The 24967-nt window shown below is 68.1% G+C and carries 26 protein-coding genes; 14 read left to right on the top strand and 12 right to left on the bottom strand.

Going from position 1 to position 24967, the window contains the following annotated elements; all coding sequences use genetic code 11:
- Window positions 1-131 precede the first annotated feature (131 nt).
- On the top strand, window positions 132-1157 hold the full coding sequence (locus tag EV138_RS15695; RefSeq protein WP_133979667.1) for a GNAT family N-acetyltransferase: 1026 nt from the start codon (window positions 132-134) through the stop codon (window positions 1155-1157).
- Here the strand turns inward: EV138_RS15695 and EV138_RS15690 are convergent.
- From EV138_RS15690 to argG, 5 genes are all read right to left on the bottom strand, one after another.
- Window positions 1139-2362: a serine hydrolase domain-containing protein gene (locus EV138_RS15690; protein ID WP_133979666.1), complete on the bottom strand. Its 1224-nt coding sequence runs from the start codon at window positions 2360-2362 to the stop codon at window positions 1139-1141. The two genes, EV138_RS15695 and EV138_RS15690, sit on opposite strands and share 19 nt — an antisense overlap.
- 169 nt (window positions 2363-2531) lie before the next feature.
- Window positions 2532-2942: a VOC family protein gene (locus EV138_RS15685; RefSeq protein WP_133979665.1), complete on the bottom strand. Its 411-nt coding sequence runs from the start codon at window positions 2940-2942 to the stop codon at window positions 2532-2534.
- 20 nt (window positions 2943-2962) lie between these two features.
- Window positions 2963-3397 carry a helix-turn-helix transcriptional regulator gene (locus tag EV138_RS15680; RefSeq protein WP_112241943.1) on the bottom strand — a complete coding sequence of 145 codons (435 nt, stop codon included), beginning with the start codon at window positions 3395-3397 and terminating at the stop codon, window positions 2963-2965.
- 26 nt (window positions 3398-3423) lie between these two features.
- On the bottom strand, window positions 3424-3624 hold the full coding sequence (locus tag EV138_RS15675; RefSeq protein WP_133979664.1) for a helix-turn-helix domain-containing protein: 201 nt from the start codon (window positions 3622-3624) through the stop codon (window positions 3424-3426).
- A gap of 61 nt (window positions 3625-3685) precedes the next feature.
- Window positions 3686-5125: an argininosuccinate synthase gene (gene argG / locus EV138_RS15670; protein WP_133979663.1), complete on the bottom strand. Its 1440-nt coding sequence runs from the start codon at window positions 5123-5125 to the stop codon at window positions 3686-3688.
- A 118-nt stretch (window positions 5126-5243) separates the two neighbouring features.
- On the opposite strand from argG, the gene EV138_RS15665 reads away from it, so the two are divergent.
- Window positions 5244-5786, top strand: a complete 543-nt coding sequence (locus EV138_RS15665; RefSeq protein WP_133979662.1) for a dihydrofolate reductase family protein — start codon at window positions 5244-5246, stop codon at window positions 5784-5786.
- A gap of 10 nt (window positions 5787-5796) precedes the next feature.
- On the opposite strand, the gene trpD is transcribed toward EV138_RS15665, so the two are convergent.
- A complete protein-coding gene (gene trpD / locus EV138_RS15660; RefSeq protein WP_133979661.1) occupies window positions 5797-6846 on the bottom strand; it encodes an anthranilate phosphoribosyltransferase in 1050 nt (349 codons plus the stop codon).
- 260 nt (window positions 6847-7106) lie between these two features.
- Between trpD and sigJ the strand changes: the two genes are divergently transcribed.
- Window positions 7107-7985 carry an RNA polymerase sigma factor SigJ gene (gene sigJ, locus EV138_RS15655; protein WP_133979660.1) on the top strand — a complete coding sequence of 293 codons (879 nt, stop codon included), beginning with the start codon at window positions 7107-7109 and terminating at the stop codon, window positions 7983-7985.
- Here sigJ and EV138_RS15650 read toward each other — a convergent pair.
- On the bottom strand, window positions 7927-8718 hold the full coding sequence (locus EV138_RS15650) for an aminoglycoside phosphotransferase family protein (RefSeq protein ID WP_166678605.1): 792 nt from the start codon (window positions 8716-8718) through the stop codon (window positions 7927-7929). The two genes, sigJ and EV138_RS15650, sit on opposite strands and share 59 nt — an antisense overlap.
- Before the next feature lie 112 nt (window positions 8719-8830).
- Between EV138_RS15650 and EV138_RS15645 the strand changes: the two genes are divergently transcribed.
- On the top strand, window positions 8831-10129 hold the full coding sequence (locus EV138_RS15645) for an FAD-binding oxidoreductase (protein ID WP_133979658.1): 1299 nt from the start codon (window positions 8831-8833) through the stop codon (window positions 10127-10129).
- A gap of 9 nt (window positions 10130-10138) precedes the next feature.
- Here the strand turns inward: EV138_RS15645 and EV138_RS15640 are convergent, their stop codons facing one another.
- Entirely contained in the window at window positions 10139-10993 is an 855-nt protein-coding gene (locus EV138_RS15640) for a VldE C-terminal domain-containing protein (protein WP_133979657.1), read from the bottom strand.
- Window positions 10994-11378: 385 nt separating this feature from the next.
- Between EV138_RS15640 and EV138_RS37295 the strand changes: the two genes are divergently transcribed.
- Complete coding sequence (locus tag EV138_RS37295; RefSeq protein ID WP_166678604.1) at window positions 11379-11534, top strand: DUF6131 family protein; 156 nt, start codon at window positions 11379-11381, stop codon at window positions 11532-11534.
- A gap of 85 nt (window positions 11535-11619) precedes the next feature.
- The gene (locus EV138_RS15635) at window positions 11620-11955 is read left to right on the top strand and encodes a YciI family protein (protein WP_133979656.1); all 336 of its coding nucleotides are present in this window, start codon (window positions 11620-11622) and stop codon (window positions 11953-11955) included.
- 5 nt (window positions 11956-11960) lie between these two features.
- On the opposite strand, the gene EV138_RS15630 is transcribed toward EV138_RS15635, so the two are convergent.
- The gene (locus tag EV138_RS15630; protein ID WP_133979655.1) at window positions 11961-13358 is read right to left on the bottom strand and encodes an MFS transporter; all 1398 of its coding nucleotides are present in this window, start codon (window positions 13356-13358) and stop codon (window positions 11961-11963) included.
- Window positions 13359-13535: 177 nt separating this feature from the next.
- Here EV138_RS15630 and EV138_RS15625 point away from each other — a divergent pair, with 177 nt between their 5' ends.
- From EV138_RS15625 to EV138_RS15605, 5 genes are all read left to right on the top strand, one after another.
- Window positions 13536-13889 (top strand): YciI family protein, encoded by a 354-nt coding sequence (locus tag EV138_RS15625; RefSeq protein ID WP_232828383.1) that lies wholly within the window; start codon window positions 13536-13538, stop codon window positions 13887-13889.
- Window positions 13886-15121, top strand: coding sequence for an RNA polymerase sigma factor (locus EV138_RS15620; RefSeq protein WP_133979654.1), 1236 nt, complete (start codon window positions 13886-13888; stop codon window positions 15119-15121). The genes EV138_RS15625 and EV138_RS15620 overlap by 4 nt, the downstream gene beginning before the upstream one ends.
- Before the next feature lie 71 nt (window positions 15122-15192).
- Window positions 15193-15534 (top strand): cupin domain-containing protein, encoded by a 342-nt coding sequence (locus EV138_RS15615; protein ID WP_166678603.1) that lies wholly within the window; start codon window positions 15193-15195, stop codon window positions 15532-15534.
- A gap of 108 nt (window positions 15535-15642) precedes the next feature.
- On the top strand, window positions 15643-16371 hold the full coding sequence (locus EV138_RS15610; RefSeq protein ID WP_133979652.1) for a hypothetical protein: 729 nt from the start codon (window positions 15643-15645) through the stop codon (window positions 16369-16371).
- Between the two features lie 75 nt (window positions 16372-16446).
- Entirely contained in the window at window positions 16447-18348 is a 1902-nt protein-coding gene (locus tag EV138_RS15605) for a hypothetical protein (protein WP_133979651.1), read from the top strand.
- Window positions 18349-18378: 30 nt separating this feature from the next.
- Here the strand turns inward: EV138_RS15605 and EV138_RS15600 are convergent, their stop codons facing one another.
- From EV138_RS15600 to EV138_RS15590, 3 genes are all read right to left on the bottom strand, one after another.
- On the bottom strand, window positions 18379-18921 hold the full coding sequence (locus tag EV138_RS15600) for a DUF4240 domain-containing protein (RefSeq protein WP_133979650.1): 543 nt from the start codon (window positions 18919-18921) through the stop codon (window positions 18379-18381).
- Window positions 18922-19203: 282 nt separating this feature from the next.
- A complete protein-coding gene (locus tag EV138_RS15595; RefSeq protein WP_133979649.1) occupies window positions 19204-20151 on the bottom strand; it encodes an aldo/keto reductase in 948 nt (315 codons plus the stop codon).
- 43 nt (window positions 20152-20194) lie between these two features.
- Window positions 20195-21256: a LacI family DNA-binding transcriptional regulator gene (locus EV138_RS15590; protein WP_133979648.1), complete on the bottom strand. Its 1062-nt coding sequence runs from the start codon at window positions 21254-21256 to the stop codon at window positions 20195-20197.
- A 185-nt stretch (window positions 21257-21441) separates the two neighbouring features.
- Between EV138_RS15590 and EV138_RS15585 the strand changes: the two genes are divergently transcribed.
- Genes EV138_RS15585 through EV138_RS15575 form a run of 3 tightly spaced genes read left to right on the top strand, consistent with a single transcriptional unit; the run spans window position 21442 to window position 24951 of the window.
- On the top strand, window positions 21442-22944 hold the full coding sequence (locus EV138_RS15585) for a sugar ABC transporter ATP-binding protein (RefSeq protein WP_133979647.1): 1503 nt from the start codon (window positions 21442-21444) through the stop codon (window positions 22942-22944).
- Window positions 22941-23972: an ABC transporter permease gene (locus tag EV138_RS15580; RefSeq protein ID WP_133979646.1), complete on the top strand. Its 1032-nt coding sequence runs from the start codon at window positions 22941-22943 to the stop codon at window positions 23970-23972. The genes EV138_RS15585 and EV138_RS15580 overlap by 4 nt, the downstream gene beginning before the upstream one ends.
- On the top strand, window positions 23962-24951 hold the full coding sequence (locus tag EV138_RS15575; RefSeq protein WP_133979645.1) for an ABC transporter permease: 990 nt from the start codon (window positions 23962-23964) through the stop codon (window positions 24949-24951). Before EV138_RS15580 ends, EV138_RS15575 begins: the two co-directional genes overlap by 11 nt.
- Window positions 24952-24967: the final 16 nt, after the last annotated feature.

The raw sequence follows: 24967 nt of genomic DNA, 5'->3' as shown, positions 1-24967 counted from the left end.
GTGGCGCCATGCGGAAACTGGTCTATGGCATGAATCTGAGCCTGGACGGCAGGTACGAGACAAGGCGTTGACACGCCGCCGGTGCAGCTAAATCGATTGCTGATGGTGGGCGGCGGGCGGACTATGCCGGGATGAGGATTGTGCCGGTCGATCCGGGGGACTCGGGCGCGTTGGGGCTGTGGTTCGAGCTGAGGGTCGCGGTGGGGCGGAATGATGTGCCTGACTTCCCGGTGCCGAGTCGGCGGGAGCATTCGGGGCGGTTCGAGTGGCCGTGGCCGGGGATGAGCGAAGAGGCGCTGCTCGCCTGGGAAGGCGATCGGGTGGTCGGGGCTGCGTCGTACCTGCTGCCTCAGGGTGAGAACTTGGGCACGCTCTATCTGGAGCTGATCGTGCATCCGGAGTACAGGCGTCGCGGGGTCGGGACCGGGCTGCTGGCAGAGGTTCGGGCCGCTGCCCGGCGGCATCGGCGGAGTTTGATCGAGGTCGAGGCGGTCCGGGCGCTGTCCGGCGGGGTCGCGCGCGACGAGGCGGGTTATCGGTACCTCACCAAGCGGGATTTCCAGCCTGCCGTGACGAACATCAGGTCGCGCTGCGACGTCGCCGACCACTCGAACAGGCCCCAGGCGCCTGCGGACGGATATTCGTTGGTGCAGTGGCGGGATGTGGTTCCCGACGAGCTCATCGAGGACTTCGCCGCGTTACAAAGCCGGCTCGTGGCCGACGCGCCTACCGGCGACCTGGCGGTGGAGCAGGAGGTGTACGACACCGATCGGGTACGCCGGCAGGAGGCGACCCAGCTCGGTCGAGGGCACCGCTCCTACTCGACAGCCGCTCGGCATGACGCGACCGGCCGGATTGTTGCCTGCACCAAGCTTTCGTTCGAATCGGACGACGACGCTTATGCGCGGCAGCGGGTCACGATCGTCGAGCCGGCTCATCGTGGCCGGGGGCTGGGGTTGAGCGTGAAGTCGGCCAACCATGAGTACGCACAGGCTCATGAGCCGGCGCTGCGCTTCATCGACTCGTGGAATGCCGAGGAGAACACGCACATGCGGGCGGTCAACGCGACGCTCGGCTTCGAGCCTGTGGATGGCTGGTCGGTCTTCCAACTGCCGGCCGACCAGCACTTGGCGTCAGGTCAGTCGATGGCCTGGTAGAGGGTGGTCCAGAAGTCGTGGATCAGGTGAGCCGGGTCCGGGACCGACATGCCGACCTGCGTGAGCAGGATGCCGGTGAGCTGGTTCTCGGGATCGGCGTACGTCGTGGTGCCGCTGCCGCCGTCCCAGCCGAACTGGCCGATGGGTGCGTAGTCGCCCCGGTAGGTGCGGACGGCCATCCCCATACCCCAGCCGCCGTGCTGCCCCTGGCCGAAGGAGATGTGGACGTTCTCGGTCGCCATGGTGTTCCGCGCGGCGTTCTGTTCGGGCGTGAGGCGATTGGTGGTCATCAGTTCGACAGCGGGACGAGACAAGATTCGTTCGTTGCCGTGCATTCCGCGGTTGAGCAGCATCCGGAAGTACGCGTGGTAGTCGTCGACGGTTGAGACCAGGCCGCCGCCACCGCCCTGGAACGCCGGCGGTTCGCTCCAGCGTCCGCCCTTGGCCTCGTCCCAGACGAGGAACTCGCCCGTCTGCGGGTTGGGGGCGTAGAGGGTCGGAAGCCGGTCGAGCTTCTCGGCCGGGACGTGGAAGCCGGTGTCCTTCATGCCCAGCGGGTCGAAGATCCGTTCGCGCAGGAACGCCTCGAACGACTGGCCGGTGACCCTGGCGACGAGTACGCCGAGGAGGTCGTTGCTGAGCTGGTACTGCCAGCGTTCGCCCGGCTGGTGCATCAGGGGCAGCGTGCCGAGGCGGCGCATCCACTCGTCCGGTTCCGGCATCGGTGTCGGCAGATCGGGCGTGAGCCCCTGCTCGAAGATCGCGGCCATGATCGGCGTGCCGAGCGAGGTCATGTCCATGCCGAGCCCGAAGGTCGAGGTCAGCACATCCCGTACGGTGATCGGTCGCCGCGCGGGCACGGTGTCGTCGAGCGGCGCGTCGATCCGCGTCAGCACCTTCCGGTCGGCGAGTTCGGGCAGCCACTGATCGACCACATCGTCGAGGCGCAGTCTGCATTCGTCGACCAGGATCATCGCCGCCGCAACTGAGACCGGCTTCGAGGTGGACGCCATCCGGAAGATGGTGTCCCGGCGCATCGGTGCGCCGCCGTCGTGCTGCATCGTGCCGATCGTCTCGACGTGCGTCCGGCCGCCGCGATCGACCAGGGCGACCAGCCCGGGGATCTTCCCCGAGTCGACATGCCGCCTCAGTACGTCGTGGAGCCTGCGCAGCCCTGCCTCGGAGAAGCCGCTGTTGCCCATCATCTGTCTCCCTTGCCTGCAGTGTTCGATCTGCAGGGAACTCTGTCCGGCCGCTCTGACACCGGCCTTACGCCGCGCTGACACGGCTGCCACGGGGGCGAGTTCGCAGGACAGGGGAGCGTTGCCTGACGGCCGATGAGCGGAGCCGTCAGGCGTCACGCGAGCGAAGAGATCAGTTGACCTGCTGGATACGGATGAGGTTGCCGGCTGGGTCGCGGACGGCGCAGTCGCGGACGCCGTACGGCTGGTCGGTGGGCTCCTGGACGATCTCGGCGTCGCTGGCCTGGACCTGCTCGAAGGTGCTCTCGAGATCCTTGGTGGCCAGCAGCAGACCGCCGTACGTGCCCTTGGCCATCATCTCGGTGATGACGCGACGCTCGTCCTCGGTGATCCCGGGGTCGGCGGCCGGTGGGTGCAGGACGATCGAGGTGCCGGGCTGGCCGACGGGACCGACGGTGAGCCAGCGCATCCCGTTGAAGCCGACGTCCTTGCGGAGTTCGAAGCCGAGGATGTCGCGGTAGAAGGCCAGCGCCGCGTCCGGGTCGTCTTGAGGCAGGAAGCTCGCGTGAATGGTGATGTCCATGGCTGTCACGATAGAACCGGCTAGCCGACCGGCGCTTCTCGATTCCTGATCGGTCTGGTCACCTGCTTGGAGAAGTACGACGGCATGCCCTCCGTCGCGGTCCCGACCTCGCGCCGGTAGACACTCGGCGAGACGCCGACCAGCTCGGTGAACCGGGTGCTGAACGTGCCGAGCGACTGGCAGCCGACCGCGAAACACACCTCGGTGACGCTGAGATCGCCGCGTCGCAGCAGCGACATCGCGCGCTCGATCCGCCGCGTCATGAGATAGGAGTACGGCGATTCGCCGTACGCGAGCTTGAACTCGCGACTGAGATGACCGGCCGACATGTTGACGCCACGCGCCAGCGCCTCGACGTCCAGCGGTTGCGCGTGCTCCCGGTCGATCCGGTCACGGACGCGCCGCAACAGCGCGAGGTCGCGCAGGCGCTGCGACGAAGCAGGTTTGTTGCTCACCCAACAGATCGTGCCATGGCGCGGCGCTAGCAGGCCATCATCTTCTGGATCGCCTGCCGGCTCACGCCCAGCTCACGGGCGATGTCGGACTGGGAGACGCCCTGGTCGAGCAGGCTCTGCATCAGGTCGCGGCGCTCGATCGCGAACTGCCGGGCCAGCCGCGTGTGGTGGATCGCCTGCTCGCGGGCCGCCTTGATCCGGTCGAAAACTTCCTCGTGATCAGTCATACCGGCCACAGTGACAACCAGGGGTTGTCACTGTCAACCCCTAGTTGTCAAACAGCCGGTGTCAGTCGGTGCCGAACTCCATCGCGGCGCGGTCGAGCAGCTCGTCGTCGGCGTCGACCTGGCCGCGCGAGGCGATCGCGTCCGCGCCGCCCTCCGGCATCTCGCCGATCAGGTTGGTGTCCGAGGTGCCGAGCAGCTCCGCGTGGGCGGACCCGATCATGCCCAGTCCGACGTACTGCTCCAGCTTCGCCCGCGAGTCGGCGATGTCGAGGTTGCGCATCGTGAGCTGGCCGATCCGGTCCAGCGGGCCGAACGCGGAGTCCTCGGTGCGCTCCATCGACAGCTTGTCGGGGTGGTAGCTGAACGCGGGCCCGGTCGTGTCGAGGATCGAGTAGTCCTCACCCCGCCGCAGCCGAAGCGTCACCTCGCCGGTGATGGCCGCGCCGACCCACCGCTGCAGCGACTCCCGCAGCATCAGCGACTGCGGATCGAGCCAGCGCCCCTCGTACATCAGCCGGCCGAGCCGCCGGCCGTCGTTGTGGTACGCCGCGACGGTGTCCTCGTTGTGGATCGCGTTCACCAGCCGCTCGTACGCCGCGTGCAGCAGCGCCATCCCCGGCGCCTCGTAAATCCCGCGGCTCTTCGCCTCGATGATCCGGTTCTCGATCTGGTCGGACATCCCCAGTCCGTGCCGGCCGCCGATCGCGTTCGCCTCCAGCACCAGGTCGACCGCGCTGGCGAACTCCTTCCCGTTGATCGTCACCGGCCGGCCCTGCTCGAAGCCGATCGTCACGTCCTCGGTCGGGATCTCCACCGACTCGTCCCAGAACTTCACGCCCATGATCGGCTCGACGATCTCGACACCCGTACTCAGGTGCTCCAGCGTCTTCGCCTCGTGGGTCGCGCCCCAGATGTTGGCGTCGGTCGAGTACGCCTTCTCGGCGCTGTCGCGGTACGGCAGGTCGTGCGCGAGCAGCCACTCGCTCATCTCCTGCCGGCCGCCGAGTTCGGTGACGAAGGCGGAGTCGAGCCAGGGCTTGTAGATCCGCAGGTTCGGGTTGGTGAGCAGCCCGTACCGGTAGAAGCGCTCGATGTCGTTGCCCTTGAAGGTCGACCCGTCGCCCCAGATCTGGACGTCGTCCTCGAGCATCGCGCGGACCAGCAGCGTGCCGGTCACGGCCCGGCCCAGCGGAGTGGTGTTGAAGTACGACCGGCCGCCCGAGCGGATGTGGAACGCGCCGCAGGTCAGCGCCGCGAGCCCTTCCTCCACCAGTGCCGCCCGGCAGTCGACGAGGCGCGAGATCTCGGCGCCGTACGCCTTGGCGCGGCCGGGGACCGAGGCGATGTCGGGTTCGTCGTACTGGCCGATGTCGGCGGTGTACGTGCACGGCACGGCGCCCTTGTCGCGCATCCACGCGACCGCGACCGACGTGTCGAGCCCTCCGGAGAAGGCGATGCCGACCCGCTCGCCGACGGGCAGGGAGGCGATGACTTTGGACATGGGGATAAGTATGCACTCCATTGCATGATCATGCAAACCCGACGGCTGATGTCGAGGTGGTTCCGGTCGTTCCGACGTTGCCTGGGTACCGGCTGGAAGCGAGCGACGGAGGTGGATCGTGCGGGACCTGGTGGTGACCGAGAACATCACGGTGGACGGCGTGATCGAGGCGACCGAAGGCTGGTTCGGTCCCGCGGACGGCGACATGTCGGATCAGCTGGCCGAGATCAGGAAGCAGCAGGCCGGCGCCGATGCGTTCCTGGTGGGTCGGCAGACCTTCGAGGACCTGCGCGGTTACTGGCCGAACCAGACCGACGACGAGACCGGCATCTCGGCGTACCTCGACAACGTCGCCAAGTACGTCGTGTCGTCCTCGCTACAGGATCCGGAGTGGAAGAACAGCACCGTACTGCGTGATCTCGGCGCCGTCTCCGCCTTGAAAGATGCCCCCGGCAAGGACATCGTCACGACCGGCAGCATCGACCTGGTCCACCAACTGATCGCCGCCGGCCTGGTCGACGAGTTCCGCCTCTTCATCTACCCGGTGGTCCTGGGCCACGGCCGCCGCCTCTTCCCTTCCGGCGTCTCCCTGCCGACCCTCCACCTGGTCGACACCAAAACCTTCAAGTCCGGCGTCAGCCTCACCCGCTACCGCGCCTAGACGGGGGTTGTCAGGTGGCCGCGGCGATCCATTTGTGAAGAGTGCGGGCGGCTTGGCCGGTGTCGATGGCGTGGGCGCAGGTTTTGAGGTGGTGGGCCAACTGGTCGGCCAGTGGGGCGTTGGTGAGGGTTGTGGTGGTGAGGGCCGCGGCGGCGTTGAGGAGGACGGCGTGGCGGATCGGGTCCTGTACGCCGGTGAGGAGGCGCTCGAGGATCGCCTTGTTGGTGGCGGCGTCGCCGCCACGGAGTTGGCCGGGGGTCGACAGGGCGAGGCCGAGGTCGCGGGGGTCCAGCGTCGTCGGAGTACAGGTGCCGTCGCGGACGATCCAGATGCGGGACGGGCCCGTGGTGGTGAGTTTGTCGAGGCCGTCGTTGCCGCGGACCACGAGGGCTGTTGTCCCGCGGGCGGCCAGGGTTGCGGCGATGACTGGTTGGATGCGCGCGTCGGCCACGCCGACGAGTTGATGCCGGGGGCGGGCCGGGTTGAGCAGTGGGCCGAGAACGTTGAAGGCAGTCGGTACGGCGAGATCTCGGCGTACTGCGGCCACGTGCCGCAGGGCTGGGTTGAAGCGTGGGGCGAAGAGGTAGGTGATTCCGGCCAGCGCTGCGACCGAAGCGGCGCGGTCGGCCGGCAGGTCGAGCGGGATGCCGAGGTGCTCGATCAGGTCGGCCGAGCCTGCTGTGGTCGACGATGCGGCGCGACCGCCGTGCTTGACGACTGTCGTGCCGGTCGCGGCGACGACGATCGCTGCCAGAGTGGAGAGATTGGCGGCGCCGGTTCCGTCCCCTCCGGTGCCGACGATGTCGACGAACGTGCCTGGGATCGTGACGTCGGATGCGTGTGAGCGCAGCGCGTCCGCGAGTCCGCCCAGCTCATCGGCGGTTTCGCCCTTGGCTCTGAGGGCGATCAGGAACCCGGCGACCTGCGCGGACGTCGCCGTACCGCGGACCAGGTCGTCCATCGCCCACGAGGTGTCCGCCGTGCTGAGGTCGCGGCCGGCGAGCAGGCCTGAGATGAGTCTGGACCAGGTGCGTTCCGTCGTACGGAGAATCGTTGCCATCGGCAATCCTCGGGGTGCGGGGTCGCCCCGGCGAGGAATGACAACGGCTGCCTCGTCGAGGCAGCCGGGTTGGTTCGCGCAGAAGCAGTGGGCCGCCTAGTCGACGGGCCACCAGTTGCTCATGCGCGCGATCACGACGGCGACGATAGCACCGTGCCACGGAGGCCGTCATCGTCAACCAGCAGCACGCGACCCCGCGGCTGTCACATCATGGTGCTCCGATCCGTCAAAGTCTTGACGGGACCACGACAGGAGATTGCGTGACCGACCAGCTCGCCGCCCAGTTCGAGGAGAACCGCACCCAGTTGCGCTCCGTCGCGTACCGGATGCTCGGCTCGCTCAGCGAGGCCGAGGATGCGGTGCAGGAGGCGTGGCTGCGGTTGAACCGGTCGGACGTGAGCGAGGTGGCGAACCTCGGCGCCTGGCTGACCACGGTCGTGTCGCGGGTGTGCCTGGACATGCTGCGGTCCCGGAAGTCGCGGCGTGAGGACTCGCTCGAGGTGCACGTCCCGGACCCGGTCGTGACCAAGCTGGACCCGGAGGAGGAGGCCGTCCAGTTCGACGCGGTCGGGCTGGCGATGCTCGTGGTCCTCGACACCCTCGCGCCGGCCGAGCGGCTCGCGTTCGTTCTGCACGACATGTTCGGCGTGAGCTTCGACGAGATCGCCGAGATTGTCGACAAGTCTCCCGCTGCCACCCGTCAGCTCGCGAGCCGGGCCCGTCGCCGCGTCATGGGCGCGCCGGCCAGCGACCGTGACCCGGGCCGGCACCGCGAGGTGGTCGACGCTTTCATCGCCGCCTCCCGCAGCGGCGACTTCGAGGCGCTGCTCGCGCTCCTCGACCCCGAGGTGGTCCTCCGCGCCGACGCCGGTACGCCGGCCGACGCGACCGCCAACCCCGCCCACTCCAAGATCGTCCGCGGCGCCCTCGCGGTCGTCGAACAGGCCCTCACCTTCACCAAGATGGCGCCCTACACCCGGCCGGCCCTGGTCAACGGCACCCCAGGCATCATCACCGTCGTCAACGGCCGCCTGATGGGCGTCATGCACCTCACCATCAGCGCCGGCAGAATCACCCAGATCAACATCCTCGCCGACCACACCCGGCTGGCAAACCACCCGGCCGGGCGAGCATTCTGAGCACTCGGCGTGCCTGCTCGTCGGCGGTTCCTGGTGGGTTGCGGAGAAGGGAGGAGCCGCCGGGCCGGAGCAGGGCCAGGCAGAAGATCGACCAGAGCCTGCGTGCGGTCAGCAACCGCTGAGGATCAGCGGCGAACCGTGCGATGAACCCGGTCCACTCCGTACGCCGACCAGCTAGGTGTTCGACCAGGTTCGCCAACTCGACGGCCACGTCGCTCACCCCGGCGTCCTCGAAGTCGACGATGCGGACCCGCTCGCCGTCCCACAGATAGTTCGCCAGGTTCGGATCACCATGTCCGATCACGCTGTCGGCAGGTCGGAGCAGTTTGTCGACCTCGCCGTCGGCAAGCCACTCGACGCCGGCCAGCCGGGCGTCCTCGATGAGACCGGTCGCGGTGAACGAGCCGGCAGCTTCCCGCACCCGCGCGATGAAGCCGGGCAGCGGATTGCCGAGTACTCCGTCGGTCGGCAGCGACCACAGCGTTCGCAGTGCTTTCTCGAGCGCGTCGAGTTCGGCTTGTCCGAGTGCTCCGTCGAGGGGACGCCCTGGCACCAGTGACATGGACACCGCGGGTCGGGCGTCGAGTTCTAGTGGAGTCGGCACGAGGTCGGGTGCTCGCGCCGAGATCGCGCGAAGTGCGGCCCATTCCCGAAGGTGCTCATCGCGGTCGGTCGACACGTAGACCTTGGTGACGACGTCACCGTCGATGCTCACCCCGTGTGTCTGCGTCACCGGTGAACCGTAGCCATGGGCAGGGCCAAGAAAAAGTTCTGCAGAACGTGTCAAAAACGGGCCGGGCTCTTCGACGTCTGGGAGAGAGGTGGAGACGGCGAAGGGGAGTGGCATGAGCGTGCAGGTGGCTGTTGAGCGGGGCGTCGGGGGCGACGAGGTTGTCGCGGGGTTGTTGGGGAGCGGGTTCAACGGGGAGGTTTACCGGCCCGGGGACGCGGAGTACGACGTACTGCGGCGGTCGGTGGTGCCTGGCTTCGAGTCGCGGCCGGTGGTGGTTGCCGAGGCGGGTGGGCGGACCGACGTACAGGCTGCTGTCCGGACGGCGAAGGAGTTCGGCCTGCCGCTCGCAGTACAGGCGACCGGGCATGGGACGCGGGTGCCGGCTGATGGCGGGATTCTGCTGCGGACCTCGGCGATGACGTCGCTGCTGATCGACAGTGAGCGGATGATCGCGAAGGTCGGGCCGGGGACGCGGTGGGGAGCTGTGATCGACGCGGCCGGGCAGTTCGGGCTGGCGCCGTTGGCGGGATCGTCGCGGGATGTGGGCGTCACCGGGTACACGCTCGGCGGCGGGGTCGGGTGGCTGGCGCGCAAGTACGGGTTCGCGGCCGACAGCGTCGTACGGGCTGAGGTCGTCACCGCCGACGGCCGGGTCGTGACGGCTGGCGCCGACGAGCACCCCGACTTGTTCTGGGCGATCCGAGGCGGCAGCGGCAACTTCGGGATCGTCACGTCGCTGGAGTTCCGGCTGTATCCGGTGCGTCAGGTGCACGCCGGCATCGTGTACTTCGGCTTCGAGCGCGCGGCCGAGATCCTCAAGCTCTACCGCGACTGGACCACCACGATCCCCAACGAGCTGAGCACCGCCGTCGTGCTGACCCGCCTTCCGGCAGACGGCCGGCGCGCGATCGCGATCAAGGCCCTGTACGCCGGCGAGGCCGACCTGGCCGAACACATCCTCAAGCCGCTCTTCGAGGTCGCCGGCCCGCGGCTGGCCGGTGAGCTCGAGACGATGCCGTTCGGGCAATCCGCGATGGGCGGTACGCCGGCTCGCTACCTCGACCTCGTCGACACGCTCCCGGACGACCTGATCGATCGCCTCGCCGACCTCGACGGAGACGATGCGCCAACCGTGGAGATCCGGCACTGGGGCGGCGCGATGGCGCACCCGGGTCCGGGCGCGGGCCCGGTCGGCCACCGCGACGCGACGTACTCGCTGATCATCGACCAGGAGGTGCCGCAGCTGGCCGACGTACTGCGAACCACCGGTCGCACCTTCGTGAACTTCCTCGCTGACCCGGGTCGCACCGCCACGGCGTACGCCGAAGCCGACTACCGCCGGCTACGCGCGGTCAAGCGCGCCTACGACCCGGACAACTTCTTCCACCTCAACCACAACATCCGCCCGTAGGACCAGCTCTTACGCGGTGCCCTCGTTGCCGTAGACGGTGACGTGGACGTGGTCGTAGTGGTTCGCGGTGGTGCTGCCGCGGTCCTCCATCGGCCGCCAGCCTTCGCTGCCGCGCTGGACCGTCCAGATGTGCTGCTGCCAGATCAGCTGGCTGACCCCCATCTCCTTGCGATGGGCCTTGAGCCAGTCGGCGATCTCCTGGCCGGTCGAACCGCTGACCATGATGTCCAGCGCGTGACCGGTGGAGTGCTCGCTGCCGCTGTCGCCGCTGCGCAGGCCGCCGTACTCGGTGACGGAGGGGAACAGGTGGCAGATCGCCCGGTGCACCCGGATCGCGTCCGGGGTGAGGCCGTCCTCGACACCGGAGCCGGACTTGCAGGCTGCCGCGGAGATCGTGCCGCCGGCCTGCTCGACCGGCTTGGTCGCGGCCAGGTACTGCGCCTTGACCCAGCGGACCGCGCCGTCGCGGACGATCTGCGCCCAGATGCCCTGGACCTGACCGGTGACCGAGACCTTGCTGGCCTTGGGGAGCACGGCGAGCAAGGACTGCCCGGGAACGGCCCAGACGTTCACATCGGTGGTCGTGTACTTGCTGCCGGTGATCTTCGGCGGCGCGACCGGCGCGTTCTGAGAGGCGCGGGTCTTGGTGGCTCCCGGCTTCGGGATCGGCGCCTGCTTCTTGAGGTGTTTCGCGACCGGCGTGGTCGGGGCCTGGCTCGGAAGGTTGAGCGTGGGCCGGAGGGCGTCGCGGCTGGTCTGGGTCTCGCGCGCCAACTGCAGGGACGAGCTGGCGATCGATGCATCAGTCGAGTGAGCCGTCGAGCCACCGTCGGGGAAGGCGACTGCCGACCCGGTGGCCATCATGGCCACTGCCGCACCGGGGATCGCGACCTTCACGATGCCGGGGCGGACAACCTGGCGGCGCGGTTGACGGTGCCGCGCCTGTCTATGCCGTCCTTCAGCCACTGGACCACCCAATCTGCCGAGATCAAAACGTTATCGACCGGAGGAGTCAAGCACAGATCCCGGTAGGTCTCACAACTGACGGGCAGTTTTAACGGATTACGAACGTCGCGCACGCTCAGCGGTACCGATTCGGCCTGGTTATGGGCGAAATCTCACCGGCGATGACACCGATCTCACCCACCGTCACCGTTGCTGAGAGCGAGGATTCAGGTCGTTTCGAGGTGGGCACCAGAGTTGCGTGCCGTCCACTACCGCCCGGACGGCCTGCCTAGAAGGAGGCTCCATGCTCATCCTCGGACTGATCCTGCTGTTGCTGGGATTCCTGCTCGGTGTCCAGATCCTGTGGATACTCGGCATCATCCTGCTGGTGGTCGGCGCAGTGCTGTTCCTGCTCGGCTCCACCGGTCGCCCCGTCGGCGGCAGACGCCATTGGTTCTGATCGTCTGGGATCGCTCGGCAGAGCGGGCAGTACCCCGGAGCGCTGCTCACGGGGTACTGCCCGTTGTGCTGGTTACGATGCGACGGTGAAGTATCTCGTGCTGATCTACGGGCAGGACTGGACGCCGGAGCAGGCCGCGCAAGGTCTCCGCGATCTGATGGTCGTGCAGGAGGAGCTGGACCGGAGCGGTGAGCTGGTCAGCTCGGCGGCGCTCGATCTGCCCACCGGCGGCAAGGTCGTGCAGGTCAGAGAGGGCGTCCAAGTGGTCACCGACGGTCCGTTCGGTGAGACCAAGGAGCAGTTGGCCGGGTACTTCATGGTCGATGTCGCCGACGACGATCGTGCGCAGCAGGTCGCGGGGCGGGTCTCCGCTGTCGTCGGCGACCGTGTGGAACTCCGCGGCACCGTCCTCTCCGGCTGAACGCATTACGCGACCGCCTGCAGTTGCCGGTTGGCTGCGCGGGTGACGAGCAGGCTCGTACCGATCAGACCCACCGCCACGAAGGCCCAGCAGGCCGCAAAGGCGACTCGGTAACCACCGGTCATTGCCGTGGGCGACGACCCGCTCGTGTTCGCCACAGCGACCGCAGACAGTACGGCGATGCCCAGCGCGCCGCCGATCTGGAAGCAAGCATTCTGCAACCCGGATGCGACACCGGCGTCCTCACCAGCGACATCGCTCAGCGCCGCGATCGACCCCGCGACGCACCCGGCGCCAAGACCCGCACCGAAGATCGTGAGTCCCCAGAACGCCAGTTCGAAGTACCCGGACTCCACCGTCAGGCGGCTCATCACCGTCGCGCCGATCCCCGACAGCAGCAGCGATCCGGCTGCCACCGGGCGCAGGCCGATCCGAGTCACCAGGTTCTGCCCGACGATCGATCCGACCACCGCTGTCGCAGCCAGTACGGCGGACATCAGTCCGTACCTCACCGCGGAGATCCCCAACGCCAGTTGCGCGTACTGCGTGTAGATGAAGTTCAACCCGAAAGCACCGAAGCCGAAGGCGATCGTGATCAGGTTGCCGCCAACCAGTGCGCGTGACCGGAAGATCCGCAGCGGTACCAGGGGAGCAGGCGACCGCTTCTCCACCTGGACGAACACGGCGAACAGCGCAGCCGACACGACTGCCAGCAAGGTGGTGTGTCCTGCGGACGACACGGGCGCCTGCACCACGGCGTACACGAGAACGATCAGCGCGGCGGTGACCGTCACTGCGCCGGCTACGTCGAATCCACGCCGACCAGGGCCGCGGCTGTCCTTCAGTACGAGCGGAGTCAGTACTGCGACGAGCAGGCAGACCGGGACGTTGATGAAGAAGATCCACTGCCAGCCGAGCCCGTCTGTGACCGGTCCGCCGACCAGCGACCCCGCAGTACCGCCTACTCCGCTGACAGCTCCCCAGATGCCCAGTGCCTTGTTCCGCTCGGCTCCGGCCGGGAAGGTGTTCATCACGATGGACAGCGCACTAGGAGCCAGTACTGCGGCCGCAATCCCCTGCAGCCCTCTGGCAAACACCAGTGCGTCACCACTCCAGGCGAAGCCGCACAGCAGCGAGGACCCGGCAAACAGCAGTACTCCGGCCAGGAACACCCGGCGCCGGCCTAGTAGGTCGGAGATGCGGCCACCGAGCAGCAGCAACCCGCCGAACATCAGTGCGTAGCCGGTAGGTACCCACTGCACACCACCGTTCGAGAAGGTGAGATCGCGCTCGATCGACGGCACTGCCACCAGCACGATGGACGCGTCCAGGATGATCATGAACGCGGCCAGACAGAGCAGGGCCAGCGCGAACCAGCGCTTCGGGTCGGGCGTGTTCGTCATGGTGTCGGTCCTCCGGTACTACGGGCGCCCGGGCTGGGCGCCTCTTGCCCCGGACGTCGGGCCTGCTGCCCGCACCTCGACAAAATTGTCGAGAACGGCCGGCCCGGTTTCGACGTACCGGTCGAGAGGGGGTCACAACGGCCCCTTGGGACCGTCAGGATGGTGACCGTGAAGTACATGCTGCTGATCTACAGCAACGCGGAGAGCTGGGCCGGTCTGTCGGCCGAACAACGCGAGGGCCTGGGCAGGTCGCACCAGGAGCTGACCCGGGAACTCACCGAGCACGGCCTGCTGGTCAGCGCGGCCGGCCTGGCCGACCCGATCACGACCCGGACCGTCTCCGTCCGCGACGACGGTCTGACGACGACGGACGGCCCGTACGCCGAGGCCAAGGAGCATCTGGCCGGGTTCTATCTGGTCGAGTGCGAGACGATCGACGAGGCGATCGGCTATGCGGCGCGGATGCCGGACGCGCAGTACCTGGCGGTCGAAGTACGGCCGGTGATGGAGATGTCGGGACTGGAGATGTGAGCGATTTCGAACTGCTGCTGCGGGAACAGGCCCCGCAGGTCCTGAGTGCGCTGGTCCGGCACTACGGGCACTTCGACCTGGCCGAGGAGGCCGTCCAGGAGGCTCTGCTCGCGGCAGCGCAGCAGTGGCCGGGCGAGGGGGTGCCGGACAACCCGAAGGGCTGGCTGATCCGGGTCGGCTCGCGACGGCTGATGGACCTGCTGCGCAGCGACACCGCCCGCCGCCGACGCGAGGAGAACGCGGCAAACCTTGCCGCGCCGGAGGAGTTCGTTGCCCAGGGCCCGGAAATCGACGACCTCGGTGGTCGCGACGACACGCTCACTCTGCTGTTCCTGTGCTGTCATCCCGCGTTGTCGGCGGCCTCGCAGATCGCGCTGACGCTGCGCGCGGTCGGTGGTCTCACGACGGCTCAGATCGCGGCTGCCTTCCTGGTGCCGGAAACGACCATGGCACAGCGGATCAGTCGGGCCAAGCGGAGTATCAAGCAGGCCGGGAGCACGTTCGAGTTGCCGCCGGAGGCCGAGCGCGACGCTCGGATGGGTGCCGTGCTGCACGTGCTCTACCTGATCTTCAACGAGGGCTACACGGCCTCCTCCGGCACCGATCTGCACAGCGCCGAACTGACGACCGAGGCGATCCGGCTGGTCCGCGGCGTACGCCGGCTGCTGCCCGACGACGGTGAGGTCGCCGGGCTGCTCGCGCTGATGCTGCTGACCGACGCGCGCCGGCCCGCCCGGACCGACGCCGACGGCGGGCTGATTCCCCTCGCCGACCAGGATCGCTCGCTGTGGAACAAGGCGGCGATCGTCGAAGGTGAGGCGCTCGTGACCGACGCGTTGTCGCGGAGCCAGCTCGGCCCGTACCAGGTGCAGGCCGCGATCGCCGCGGTGCACGACACGGCCGAGCGCGCCGAGGACACGGACTGGCCGCAGATCGTCGCGCTGTACCAAGTGCTCGAGCAGCTTTCCGACAACCCGATGGTGACCCTCAACCACGCCGTCGCGGTAGCGATGGCGAGTGGGCCGAAGGAGGGGCTTGCTCTGCTCGAACCGCTCGAGGCCGACGGCCGGCTCGCCGACCACCATCGGCTGGAAGCCGTCCGGGCCCATCTGCTCGAGATGTCCGGTGACCTTGTGGGGGCGCGGGAGAGCTACCTCCTCGCGGCCCGCCGCACCACCAGCGTTCCCGAACGCGCCTACCTCACGGCGAAAGCCGACCGCCTCGGATCCTGATGACCAGATCGGACCGCTGCCGGACCAGGATGAGTCTGGAACGGAGCGTCCTGACGACGGACCGTAGGTGCATGACCAATGACTTGATCGACCAGGCCCAACCGATCCTTCCGGCCGCGGTACTCATCGACACGGCGCCGACGACCGACGTTGCCCCGGGGATCGTTCGACGAGGACTACCGTCCAGCGGACCGGTTCAGGCCCGGGTGTTCGACCTGGATCCGAGGGTGACCTGGCCGGAGGTGGACGTGCACGACCGGGACGAGTTGATCTACGTGATCTCCGGCGAGCTCCTCGACCACGGCCGGAACTACCCGGCCGGCACCTACCTGCACTACCGGGCCGGCAGCCGGCACCAGCCGCGCACCGAGTCGGGCGTCCGCATCCTCGTCTTCGGCCCGGACGCCGCGTAACAGACGGGCGAGGTCTCGCCGATCCGTCACCGGGTCGCGCCCAGTGCCGCGACCCCGGATCACCCGACCCGGGTCGCGGCAGGTGAGCGCGTGTGTCAGGTTTGAGGGGTGGATCTCACCAAGGCCGCCGTCCTTCGGGAGTTGCTGACCGGTACCGAGTTGGCCGGCCGGACGACCTCGTTCGCGCATTCGCTGCGCAGGTTCACCACCCGGGTCGGTGGGCTGCTGCTGTTCGGGCCGCCCGAGGACGAGCCCTGGCACCTCACTGCTCACCTCGACGACGAACTCCACCGCGCGGGCGTCGAGGACGTCCGCCCTTCGCTGGTGCGCTGGTCGCCACCACCGGGCGCGCCACCGCACCTGGCGATCGGGCTCGACCGCCTCCGCGACTCGGGCCGGGGCGAATCCCTGCTCGTGGTGGCCGAGCAGGCGCCGCCGGACGCGCTGCTCGAGCGGATCGACGACGTACGCCGCCGCGGTACGACGATCTTCAGCATCGCCGGCGGCAGCAAGGACCTGGCCGACCTGAGCCACGAGTCGCTCGTCCCCGAACTGCTGGTGCCCGCGACCTTCGGCTCCGGCTGGGTCAGCCGCCCGATCGGCCAGGATCCGGACGCGCCGGACCAGCTGGCGGACCCCGTGGACCATGACGAACCGGACCACGGGCGACACGCAGTACCGGACGACACCCTGACCGCGCTGCGAGACGCCGTCGCCGGTTTCGAGATGACCCAGCACCTGGTCAGCCTCGCCGTCGCCGACGACGACATCACCCAGTCCGCCTGGCGCCGCCGCCTCCGCACCTTCATCGAACGCCTCGGCGGCGAACCGGTCTGACCCGCTTCGACCTGCACTCTCCGTCATCTGGAGCACCTTCCCGTCCGACTATGTCTGAAGATTTTCCTTCTATAGTTGAAGAAATCGGTCTCACCGGTTTGGCATCGCCTGCTCACACACTGTAGTATCGAACACATGTTCGAAGCAAATCTGGAAGATCTCGATGCTCGGGAGACGCTCGCCTCGGCGGCGCGCCTCCAGGAGCAGCGCGACCAGATCGACATCGAGCTGATCGAGCACGCACTGCACTTCGCCGACCTCCACCCGGACCCAGCGACACTTGCCGGTCACACGTCGTCGGTGCCCGGCGGAGAGCGCGGCAAGGTTTACGGCGGCCCGGGTTGCCCAGGGGTGGCTGAGTTCGCGCCTGCAGAGTTCGGTGCGGTGACCGGTCGCGGCAAGGTCGCCGCCGCGCATTACATCGGTCAGGCGCTGGCTCTGCGTCATCGGCTGCCGGAAACCTGGGAGCAGGTCCGCAACGGCCGTGCGGTCGAATGGAAGGCCCGCCAGATCGCCACCGCATGTCTGTCCCTGTCCGAAGATGCTGCGGCGATCGTCGACCGACGGGTCGCGCAGATTGTGGACACGTTGACGCCGTTGCGACTGGAACGCATTGTCAGGGCTGCGAAGTGGCAGGCCGATCCCGAAGCCGCCCGGGCGGAAGCCGAAGAGAAGGCCCGTGAGCGCGGAGTTTGGCCAGGTCGCACCGATGATCACGGCACGACCAACCTGTTCGTCCGTGCACCCACCGGCGACGTGATCCGGTTCATCGCGACCATCGGTCAGATCGCCGACGCCCTCGCCGCACTTGGCGACTCCGACCCCGTCGACCAGCGCCGGGCCAAGGCCGTTGGCATCGTCGCTGATCCGGCGCTGGCCCACGAGCTACTTCAGGTAGCCCAGCACCTGGCTCGCGCCAAGGCACCGGCCACGCCCACTCCGGCGCCTGTCGATCCCAACTCGTCGGCAGGCTGCACCCCGGCGCAGCACGACCGAGTGCCGAGGACGGGGCCCGACAACGCACCAGCAGCGGCGCAGAACGAGGGCTCGATCGCACACCCTGAGGTATTCCAGAACGCAACGGGCGCCGACGCCTCGACGCTCGGGCCTGCGACAGGGGCAGGTTCAGCCGTTGCCGCGTGGGCCTCGGAGGCCGACGCTGAGTTGGAGTGGCACTCGGAGATCAGGGATGAGTCGGAGACCGAGGCTGACCGAGATTCGCCGCATCCGAGTGCCCCCGGGCATCCGCTCGATGACTGGAGTTCCGGTGCTCCCGCAGTCCCCTGTACGAGTGTCCCGGTCCGCGCGCAGGCCGCAGATCCTGCGGGCCGTCCACACGAGCCTGCACCCGCGGCCGGAATGGATGACGCCGCGCACCGCGAGCTTGCCGGCAAGGTGGCTGCGATCAAACAAGCCGGCTACCGCGACGGGATCGGCGCAGGGAGCCGACCGACTCGAACGGTTCTGTATGTCCATGTCACCGACCAGACTCTCTACGCCGATGACGGCGTGGCGCGCGTCGAAGGCTTCGGACCCGCGCTCGTCGTACGGCTGAGTGAGCTCCTCGGTCACGACCAGATCGTGATTCAGCCGGTGATCGACCTCAACGACGACACCATCAGCGTCGATGCCTACGAGATTCCGCATCGGATGCGAGAGCGCATCAAACTCAGGTATCCCGTCGAACAATTCCCTTACGGGACCGCCGAGACCGGGATCAACACCGACCTCGACCACATCAGGCCATACGTCAAGGACGGACCACCGGGCCAGACGAACACGAGCAATCTCGCCCCACTAGGGCGACTCAGCCACCGCATCAAGACCTACGGAGGCTGGACTGCCACACGCCTCGACGGCGACACGCTCGAGTGGACCACGCGGTACGGATTCAAACTCCACGTGACTCATCGCGGCACCTATCTCCTGCACGCCAAGCCCACCACCCTGCCCGACCATCACAAACCGAGCGGCTGACGGCGCGAGGTACGGCGTACCAGCTACCCGTCAGTCGGTCAGGAAGAGGGCGGCGAGGCGGGGGAAACGGTCTCGCAGTTCGTCGGTGTCGTCGAAGTCGAAGTTCTGGCCGGCCGGTACGTCGGGGACCTCGGTGCCCACGGCTTCCCAGTAGCCCGCTTCGCTGCCGGTCGCGGACTCGTAGGCGCTCACGGCGACGCCGAGCATCCCCTCGCCGTCGAATCCTTCGAAGTCCTCGCCGAGATCCTCGTCGACCACATCGGCCAGCGAGTCCGGGTCGGCCAGCGCCGCCTCCCAGATCTCCTGCCCCTGCGCGACCAGCCAGCCGCGGAAGTAGTCGAATCCGTCGTCGGAGGCGCCCCCGTTGATCAGGTACGCCGCGCCCCACAGATCCCACCGATAGGCCTCGGCCTGCAGGCGCTCGAACTCCGCCCCGAACCCGACGATCTCGTCGGCCGGCAACTTCCCGAGCGCGTCACCCAACGCGTCCGCGACCCCATCCGGATCCGCGACCGTGTCGTCGACCTCCGCACGCGCCGCCTCCACCAACTCCCAGAACCTTTGACCATCCACCCCCAAATCGTCACACGACACCAGCCCTCACAGGAACCGCTCCAGCCAATTCACCTACGATCCCCCGCCAACCGACCCAAAAACTCCGCCGGCTTCGGGCTCGGAAGGCTCGTGGCTGACAACCACCACAGCCGCTTCCTTCACAACCGACCTCACCTCGGTGCTGCGAACAGATTGTGAGGAGCGAGGCGGACTTCGAGTCGTGGGAGCGGGAGAAGGCGAGCTGCAGGTGCGCCGGGGAGGGAGGGCGGGAGCAGCCGACGGAGGAGGCTGCGTGGGGATTCACCAGGCTGCGTCGAGGGCTGTTCGGGTTTCGGGTGGGAGGGTTAGGTGGGCGCCGGCCAGGGCGGTGGTGAGGTAGGTCGGGGTGCTCATGCCGACGATGGGGATGATGGAGGGGGTGCCGCCGATGAGCCAGGCTAGGACTACCTCGCTGCGGGTGACGCCGAGGTCGGCGGCGGCTTTGGCGAGGGCTTCTAGGCGGCGCGTCGTACCGGGGTGGTCGAAGGCGTCCTGGATCGGCCGGTCGGCGCGTTCGTAGCCGCCGGACATCAGCGGGCTGTAGGCGAACAGGTCCTGCTCGGGATTGCGGTCGGCGTAGTCGAGGACCTCGTCGGTGATCCAGCCGAAGCGGTGGTCGTGGGCCTGGTCGCGGACGAACGGCCGCGGCTGGAGGTACGAGTACCGCAGTTGCAGGGCCGTCGGCCCCATCACGCCCTGCTGAAGCGCCAGGCCGCGAGCACGTTCGACTCGCCAGAGCGCGTAGTTCGAGAGCCCGATGCGGCCGATCGTGCCCGCGGCGGCGTGCTTGCCGAAGGCGGCGACTGTTTCTTCCAAAGGCGTGTTCAGATCATCGCGATGCGCCCAGTAGAGATCGATGTGATCCGTCTGCAGCCGCCGCAGCGAGGTCTCCACAGCAGCGTCGATCGCCTTACCAGTAAGGCCTTCCGTGTGCTCCGGGAAACTACCCGGCCACAATGGCTCACAGCCGACCTTGGTGGCGAGCTTGACGCGATCCCGTACGCCGGGGCGTCGCGCGAACCACCGTCCGAGCAGTTCCTCGCTCTGCCCGCCGTGGCCGCTCGGGTCCTGCCAGAAGGCGTAGCAGTTCGCAGTGTCGATCCAAGTGCCACCCGCGTCGACGAAGGCGTCGAGCAACTCGAAGGAGGTCTTCTCGTCGATCCGGGTGCCGAATTCCATTGCGCCGAGGGCGATGCGTAGCTCAGTCATGCCCACCACCTTCTGACCTGGAGCGCGCTCCAGGTCAAGTTCTTCAGCTAGGCGAGCTGCCGCGAGTCGAAGTACGGACCACCAGTTCGGGCGTGAAGGTGACGCGTTGGTGCTCGTGGTCGGGGTTGCTGGACTCGTCGAGCAGCAGCTCCGCCGCTGTATGACCGAGCAGTTGGCGAGGTTGGCGCACCGACGTCAGCGGTACAGCGGCCGCCGCGGCGAACTCGATGTCGTCGTACCCGACGATCGCCAGGTCCTCAGGCACCCGCAAGCCGAGGCTCACGCATTGCTGCAGCAATCCCAATGCCAGCAGGTCGTTCGCGCAGAAGGCGGCGGTGGGACGGCGCGCGGCCGGCAGTCCGGCAAGTCGTTGCCCGGCGCCCCTACCTTCGGCGACTGTGAGTGCGCCGGTGACCAGGTCGATCAGGTCCTCGGCCGGCCGTCCGGCCCGTTCCATCGCTCGCCGGGCTCCCGCGCGGCGGTCCGTCACCTGGCCGATGTTGTTCGGGCCGCCGACGAACGCGATCCGCTCGTGCCCGAGTTCGAGCAGGTGGCTGAGCGCGACCTCGCCGCCGAAGACGTCGTCGACCGCGACCGAGCAGTGCTCGCCGTCGTCGATCGCCCGGTCAACCACGACCACCGGCGTACCGCGGGCCGGCAGTTGGCTGAGTCTGGGCGAATCGGGATCGACCGGGGTGATCAGCACGCCCTGCACCCGTTGCTGCTCGAGCAGGTCGAGATAGTCGGCCTCGCGGCCCGCGTCCTCGTTGCTGTTGCACAGGAAGACCGACAGCCCGGCCTCGCGGGCAGCCTCTTCGACGCCGCGGGCGACGTCGGTGAAGAACGGGTTGCCCGCGTCGAGCATCAGGTAGGCGAAGATCCGGCTGCTGCCGGCGCGCAGTTGCCGGGCGGACTCGTTCCGGACGAAGCCGAGACTGAGCATCGCTGCCTCGACCTTGGCGCGGGTGGCCGCGCTGACCATCTCGGGCCGGTTCAGCACGTTGGAGACCGTGCCGAGCGAAACTCCCGCCGCCGCCGCGACCTCCTTGACCCCGGCTGCGGCGCGCGTCGGGCGGGCCCGGTCCGCTGTGCCGCTCGGTGTCATTCGACCTCCCGCGTTTGAAACGTGATAGCTGACGCAGCCTACCCGCAATCGATCGATCTACTCAGCCACTCCGCCGATCGAATCGCCGCAGCCTCTTGACGGCTGCCCGCGGTCCCGCTTAGCTTTCATGCAATCCACTTGAAACCTTTCAGAAACCCGACTGCAGATCCCGAGCGGAGGCGACCATGGGTGAGGCCCCGCTGCTGCGGTTGCGTGAGGTGTCGAAGTCCTTCGGCGCCGTCGCTGCCGTCCAGAACGTCTCCCTCGACCTGTACGGCGGTGAGGCGCACGCCCTGGTCGGCGAGAACGGCGCCGGGAAGTCCACCCTGGTGAAGCTGCTGGCCGGCGTGCATCGTCCCGATTCCGGCACGGTCGAACTGGACGGCAATCCGGTCGAGCTCAACGGCCCGGCCGACGCGAAGGCCGCCGGGATCGCGGTGATCTACCAGGAGCCGACGCTGTTCCCCGACCTGTCCGTCGCGGAGAACATCGCGATGGGCCGCCCGCCACTGGGTCGTTTCAAAACAGTCGACCGTACGGCGATGCTTCGCCAAGCCGCCCAGCTCTTCGACCGGCTCGGCGTGTCCATCGACCCGGCCCGGCCCGCGCGCGGCCTGTCGATCGCCGACCAGCAACTGGTCGAGATCGCGAAGGCACTCTCGGCCCAGGCGCGCGTCGTCGTGATGGACGAGCCGACCGCGGCGCTGACCGGGGTCGAGGTCGAGCGCCTGTTCGCGGTGGCGAGATCGCTCCGCGACGACGGTGCCGCCCTGGTGTTCATCTCGCACCGCTTCGAGGAGATCACCGCGTTGTGCGAACGGGTCACGATCATGCGCGACGGCAAACACGTCTCGACCGACCTGCTCAGCGAGATCAGCGTGGACGAGATGGTACGCCGGATGGTCGGCCGCGAGCTCGGAGCGCTGTTCCCCAAGCAGCAGGTCGATCCAGGAGCCGTGGTGCTCAGTGTCGAGGGGCTGAGCCGCGATCCTGTCTTCGCTGACATCTCCTTCGACGTCCGGGCCGGTGAGATCGTCGCGCTCGCAGGGCTGGTCGGATCGGGTCGTTCCGAAGTCGTCCAGTCGATCTTCGGTGTCGACCCGCGCGACGCGGGCACGGTCAAGGTGCTCGGCAAGACCCTCAAGCCTGGCTCTCCGCGTCAAGCGATGGCCGCGGGTGTCGCTCTCGTCCCCGAGGACCGCCGCCAGCAAGGCCTGCTGATGGAACTCTCGATCGAGCGCAACGTGACGTTGCCGCGGTCGAGAGCCCTTTCCCAGCTGGGTTTTCTCACCGGCAGCAGTGAGCGGCGGTCGGCCAAGGAGTGGACCGAGCGGCTGAAGACCAAGTACGGCAGGCTTTCCGACGAGGTCGGCACCCTGTCCGGCGGCAACCAGCAGAAGGTCGTGCTGGCGAAATGGTTGTCGATGGCACCGAAGTTGCTGATCGTCGACGAGCCGACCCGGGGCATCGACGTCGGCACCAAGGCCGAGGTGCACCGGCTGATGTCCAGCCTGGCCGCGGAAGGGGTCGCCGTCCTGATGGTGTCGTCCGAACTGCCCGAGGTGCTCGGGATGGCCGACCGCGTGCTGGTGATGCGCGAAGGCCGCCTGGTCGCCGAGCTGGACCGGGACCGCGCGACCGAGGAGTCGGTCATGTTCGCCGCGATGGGTCAGGAGGTCTCGCTGTGACCGCCGTCGACCTGCCTGGCAGCAACCTCACCACCCGCCGATCCTCGCTGGATCTCGTACTGCGAGCGCGCGAACTCGGGATCGTGCTCGCCCTCGCGGCCCTCGTCGCCGTGACCACGATCTCCAATCCACGCTTCCTGTCGGGCCAGAGCATCCGGGACATCCTGCTCGGCACCGCCATCCTGGCCGTTCTGGCGGTCGGCCAGGCGGTCGTGGTGATCACCCGCAACATCGACCTGTCGGTCGGATCCGTGCTCGGCCTCAGCGCGTTCACCGTCGGCACCTTGCTCCGCGATCATCCCGGCCTCCCGGTCATCGGCGCTCTGTTGATCGGAGCGGCCGTCGGCGGCGTCTGCGGTGCGGTCAACGGAATCCTCGTCCGCTACGGCAACGTCCCCGCCCTGGTCGTCACCCTCGGCACCTTGTACGTCGTCCGCGGCATCACCTACTTCTGGGCCGGCGGCCAGCAGATCAACGCCGACGAGCTACCCGGAGGCTTCCTCGACTTCGGCAACGCGACCCTGCTCGGAATCCCCTACCTGGTGTTGATCGCGCTCCTGGTGCTGGTGATCACCGGCGTCGTCCTCCGGAGCTACCGGGTCGGCCGTGAGCACTATGCGATGGGTTCGAGTCCGCAGGCGGCGAGGCTGGCTGGGATCTCGGTCGGTCGCCGGACCATCGGTGCCTTCGGCGTGAGTGGTGCGCTGGCCGGCTTGGCCGGGGTGCTGTTCGCGGCCCGGTTCGGCACGATCGACGCGGCGGCCGGCACGGGGTACGAACTGAATGTGGTCGCGGCCGTCGTCGTTGGTGGAGTGGCGGTCTTCGGGGGCAGCGGCTCGGTCTGGGGCGCGGCGCTCGGAGCGTTGCTGCTGACAACCATCGGCAGTTCGCTCGCGGTGCTGGAGATCAACCAGTTCTGGCAGCAGGCGATCGTCGGCGGCCTGATCCTGCTGGCGATCGGCGCGGACCGGCTGGTCGCGGCTCGCGTTGCCGCAACGCTCAAGAAGCGAGGCTCTCATGTCCACTGACAGGCTTGGGCGCTTCGCGAACTGGAACGTCGCGATCATCGCCGTCACCGTTGTCGTACTGATCGTCGCCGCGGCCACCGTGGACAACTTCGGGACCGCGCAGAACTTCGGCTTCCTGATTCTCGACCTGCTGCCGATCGCGCTGGTCGCGCTGCCGATGACGCTGGTGATCGTGACCGGCGAGATCGACCTCTCGGTGGCCAGCACGCTCGGCCTGTCCAGCGCAGTGATGGGCTACCTGTGGAACCAGAACCAGCCGATCGAGACGATCATCCCGCTGTGCCTTCTCCTCGGTGCGGTGCTCGGCGCGATCAACGGATTCTTCGTCACCGTTCTCGGGCTGCCTTCGCTCGCCGTCACCATCGGCACCCTGGCGCTCTACCGCGGCCTGGCGTTCGTAGTACTGGGTGACGGCGCGGTCGCCGACTTCCCCGCGCTGTACACGGACTGGGTCACCGGGAACATCGGCGGTACGTCGATCCCCAACGTGCTGATCATCATCGTCGTTCTGGCCGCCGTCTTCGGGGTGGTCCTCCATGCCACCCCGGTCGGCCGGGCCGTCTTCGCGATCGGCACCAGTGAGCAGGCGGCCCGGTTCGCAGGCGTCCGTCCCGGGCGGTTGAAGTTCTGGCTGTACGTCGTCAGCGGCCTCGTCTCCGGTCTCGCCGGAGTGCTGTGGACCCTGCGGTACTCCAGTGCCCGCGCGGACAACGGCGCCGGTCTCGAACTCGCCGTGGTCGCCGCCGTCCTGCTCGGCGGGGTCTCCATCTTCGGCGGAAAGGGCGCTCTGCCGGGCGTCATCGCCGGTGTCGTCCTGCTGGCCTCCCTGCAGAATGCCCTCCGCCTCTCCGATGTCTCCAACGAGGCGCTCAACGTCGTCACCGGCGTCCTGCTGATCGTCTCCGTTCTCGCCCCGAACCTCGCAAATGCCGTCCGCAGTTCCCTGCAGCGCCGGCGTCACCGCCCCGAACCCCTGTAAGGCCACCTGTCCAGGA

The sequence above is a fragment of the Kribbella voronezhensis genome (assembly GCF_004365175.1).
Classification (GTDB): domain Bacteria; phylum Actinomycetota; class Actinomycetes; order Propionibacteriales; family Kribbellaceae; genus Kribbella; species Kribbella voronezhensis.
Note: the sequence above shows the minus strand (reverse complement) of the source record. Positions and strands in the feature narration are given on the sequence as shown.

Excerpts from the sequence above, each read along its gene's own strand:
- argG (WP_133979663.1), bottom strand. The coding sequence starts at position 5,125 with ATGTCCAAAGTCATCGCCTCCCTGCCCGTCGGCGAGCGGGTCGGCATC.
- EV138_RS37295 (WP_166678604.1), top strand. The coding sequence starts at position 11,379 with ATGCTCATCCTCGGACTGATCCTGCTGTTGCTGGGATTCCTGCTCGGT.
- EV138_RS15690 (WP_133979666.1), bottom strand. The coding sequence starts at position 2,362 with ATGATGGGCAACAGCGGCTTCTCCGAGGCAGGGCTGCGCAGGCTCCAC.
- EV138_RS15575 (WP_133979645.1), top strand. The coding sequence starts at position 23,962 with ATGTCCACTGACAGGCTTGGGCGCTTCGCGAACTGGAACGTCGCGATC.
- EV138_RS15585 (WP_133979647.1), top strand. The coding sequence starts at position 21,442 with ATGGGTGAGGCCCCGCTGCTGCGGTTGCGTGAGGTGTCGAAGTCCTTC.
- EV138_RS15675 (WP_133979664.1), bottom strand. The coding sequence starts at position 3,624 with ATGACTGATCACGAGGAAGTTTTCGACCGGATCAAGGCGGCCCGCGAG.
- trpD (WP_133979661.1), bottom strand. The coding sequence starts at position 6,846 with ATGGCAACGATTCTCCGTACGACGGAACGCACCTGGTCCAGACTCATC.
- EV138_RS15640 (WP_133979657.1), bottom strand. The coding sequence starts at position 10,993 with ATGATGGCCACCGGGTCGGCAGTCGCCTTCCCCGACGGTGGCTCGACG.
- EV138_RS15645 (WP_133979658.1), top strand. The coding sequence starts at position 8,831 with ATGAGCGTGCAGGTGGCTGTTGAGCGGGGCGTCGGGGGCGACGAGGTT.
- EV138_RS15590 (WP_133979648.1), bottom strand. The coding sequence starts at position 21,256 with ATGACACCGAGCGGCACAGCGGACCGGGCCCGCCCGACGCGCGCCGCA.
- EV138_RS15625 (WP_232828383.1), top strand. The coding sequence starts at position 13,536 with ATGCTGCTGATCTACAGCAACGCGGAGAGCTGGGCCGGTCTGTCGGCC.
- EV138_RS15595 (WP_133979649.1), bottom strand. The coding sequence starts at position 20,151 with ATGACTGAGCTACGCATCGCCCTCGGCGCAATGGAATTCGGCACCCGG.
- EV138_RS15695 (WP_133979667.1), top strand. The coding sequence starts at position 132 with ATGAGGATTGTGCCGGTCGATCCGGGGGACTCGGGCGCGTTGGGGCTG.
- EV138_RS15630 (WP_133979655.1), bottom strand. The coding sequence starts at position 13,358 with ATGACGAACACGCCCGACCCGAAGCGCTGGTTCGCGCTGGCCCTGCTC.
- EV138_RS15685 (WP_133979665.1), bottom strand. The coding sequence starts at position 2,942 with ATGGACATCACCATTCACGCGAGCTTCCTGCCTCAAGACGACCCGGAC.
- EV138_RS15615 (WP_166678603.1), top strand. The coding sequence starts at position 15,193 with ATGACCAATGACTTGATCGACCAGGCCCAACCGATCCTTCCGGCCGCG.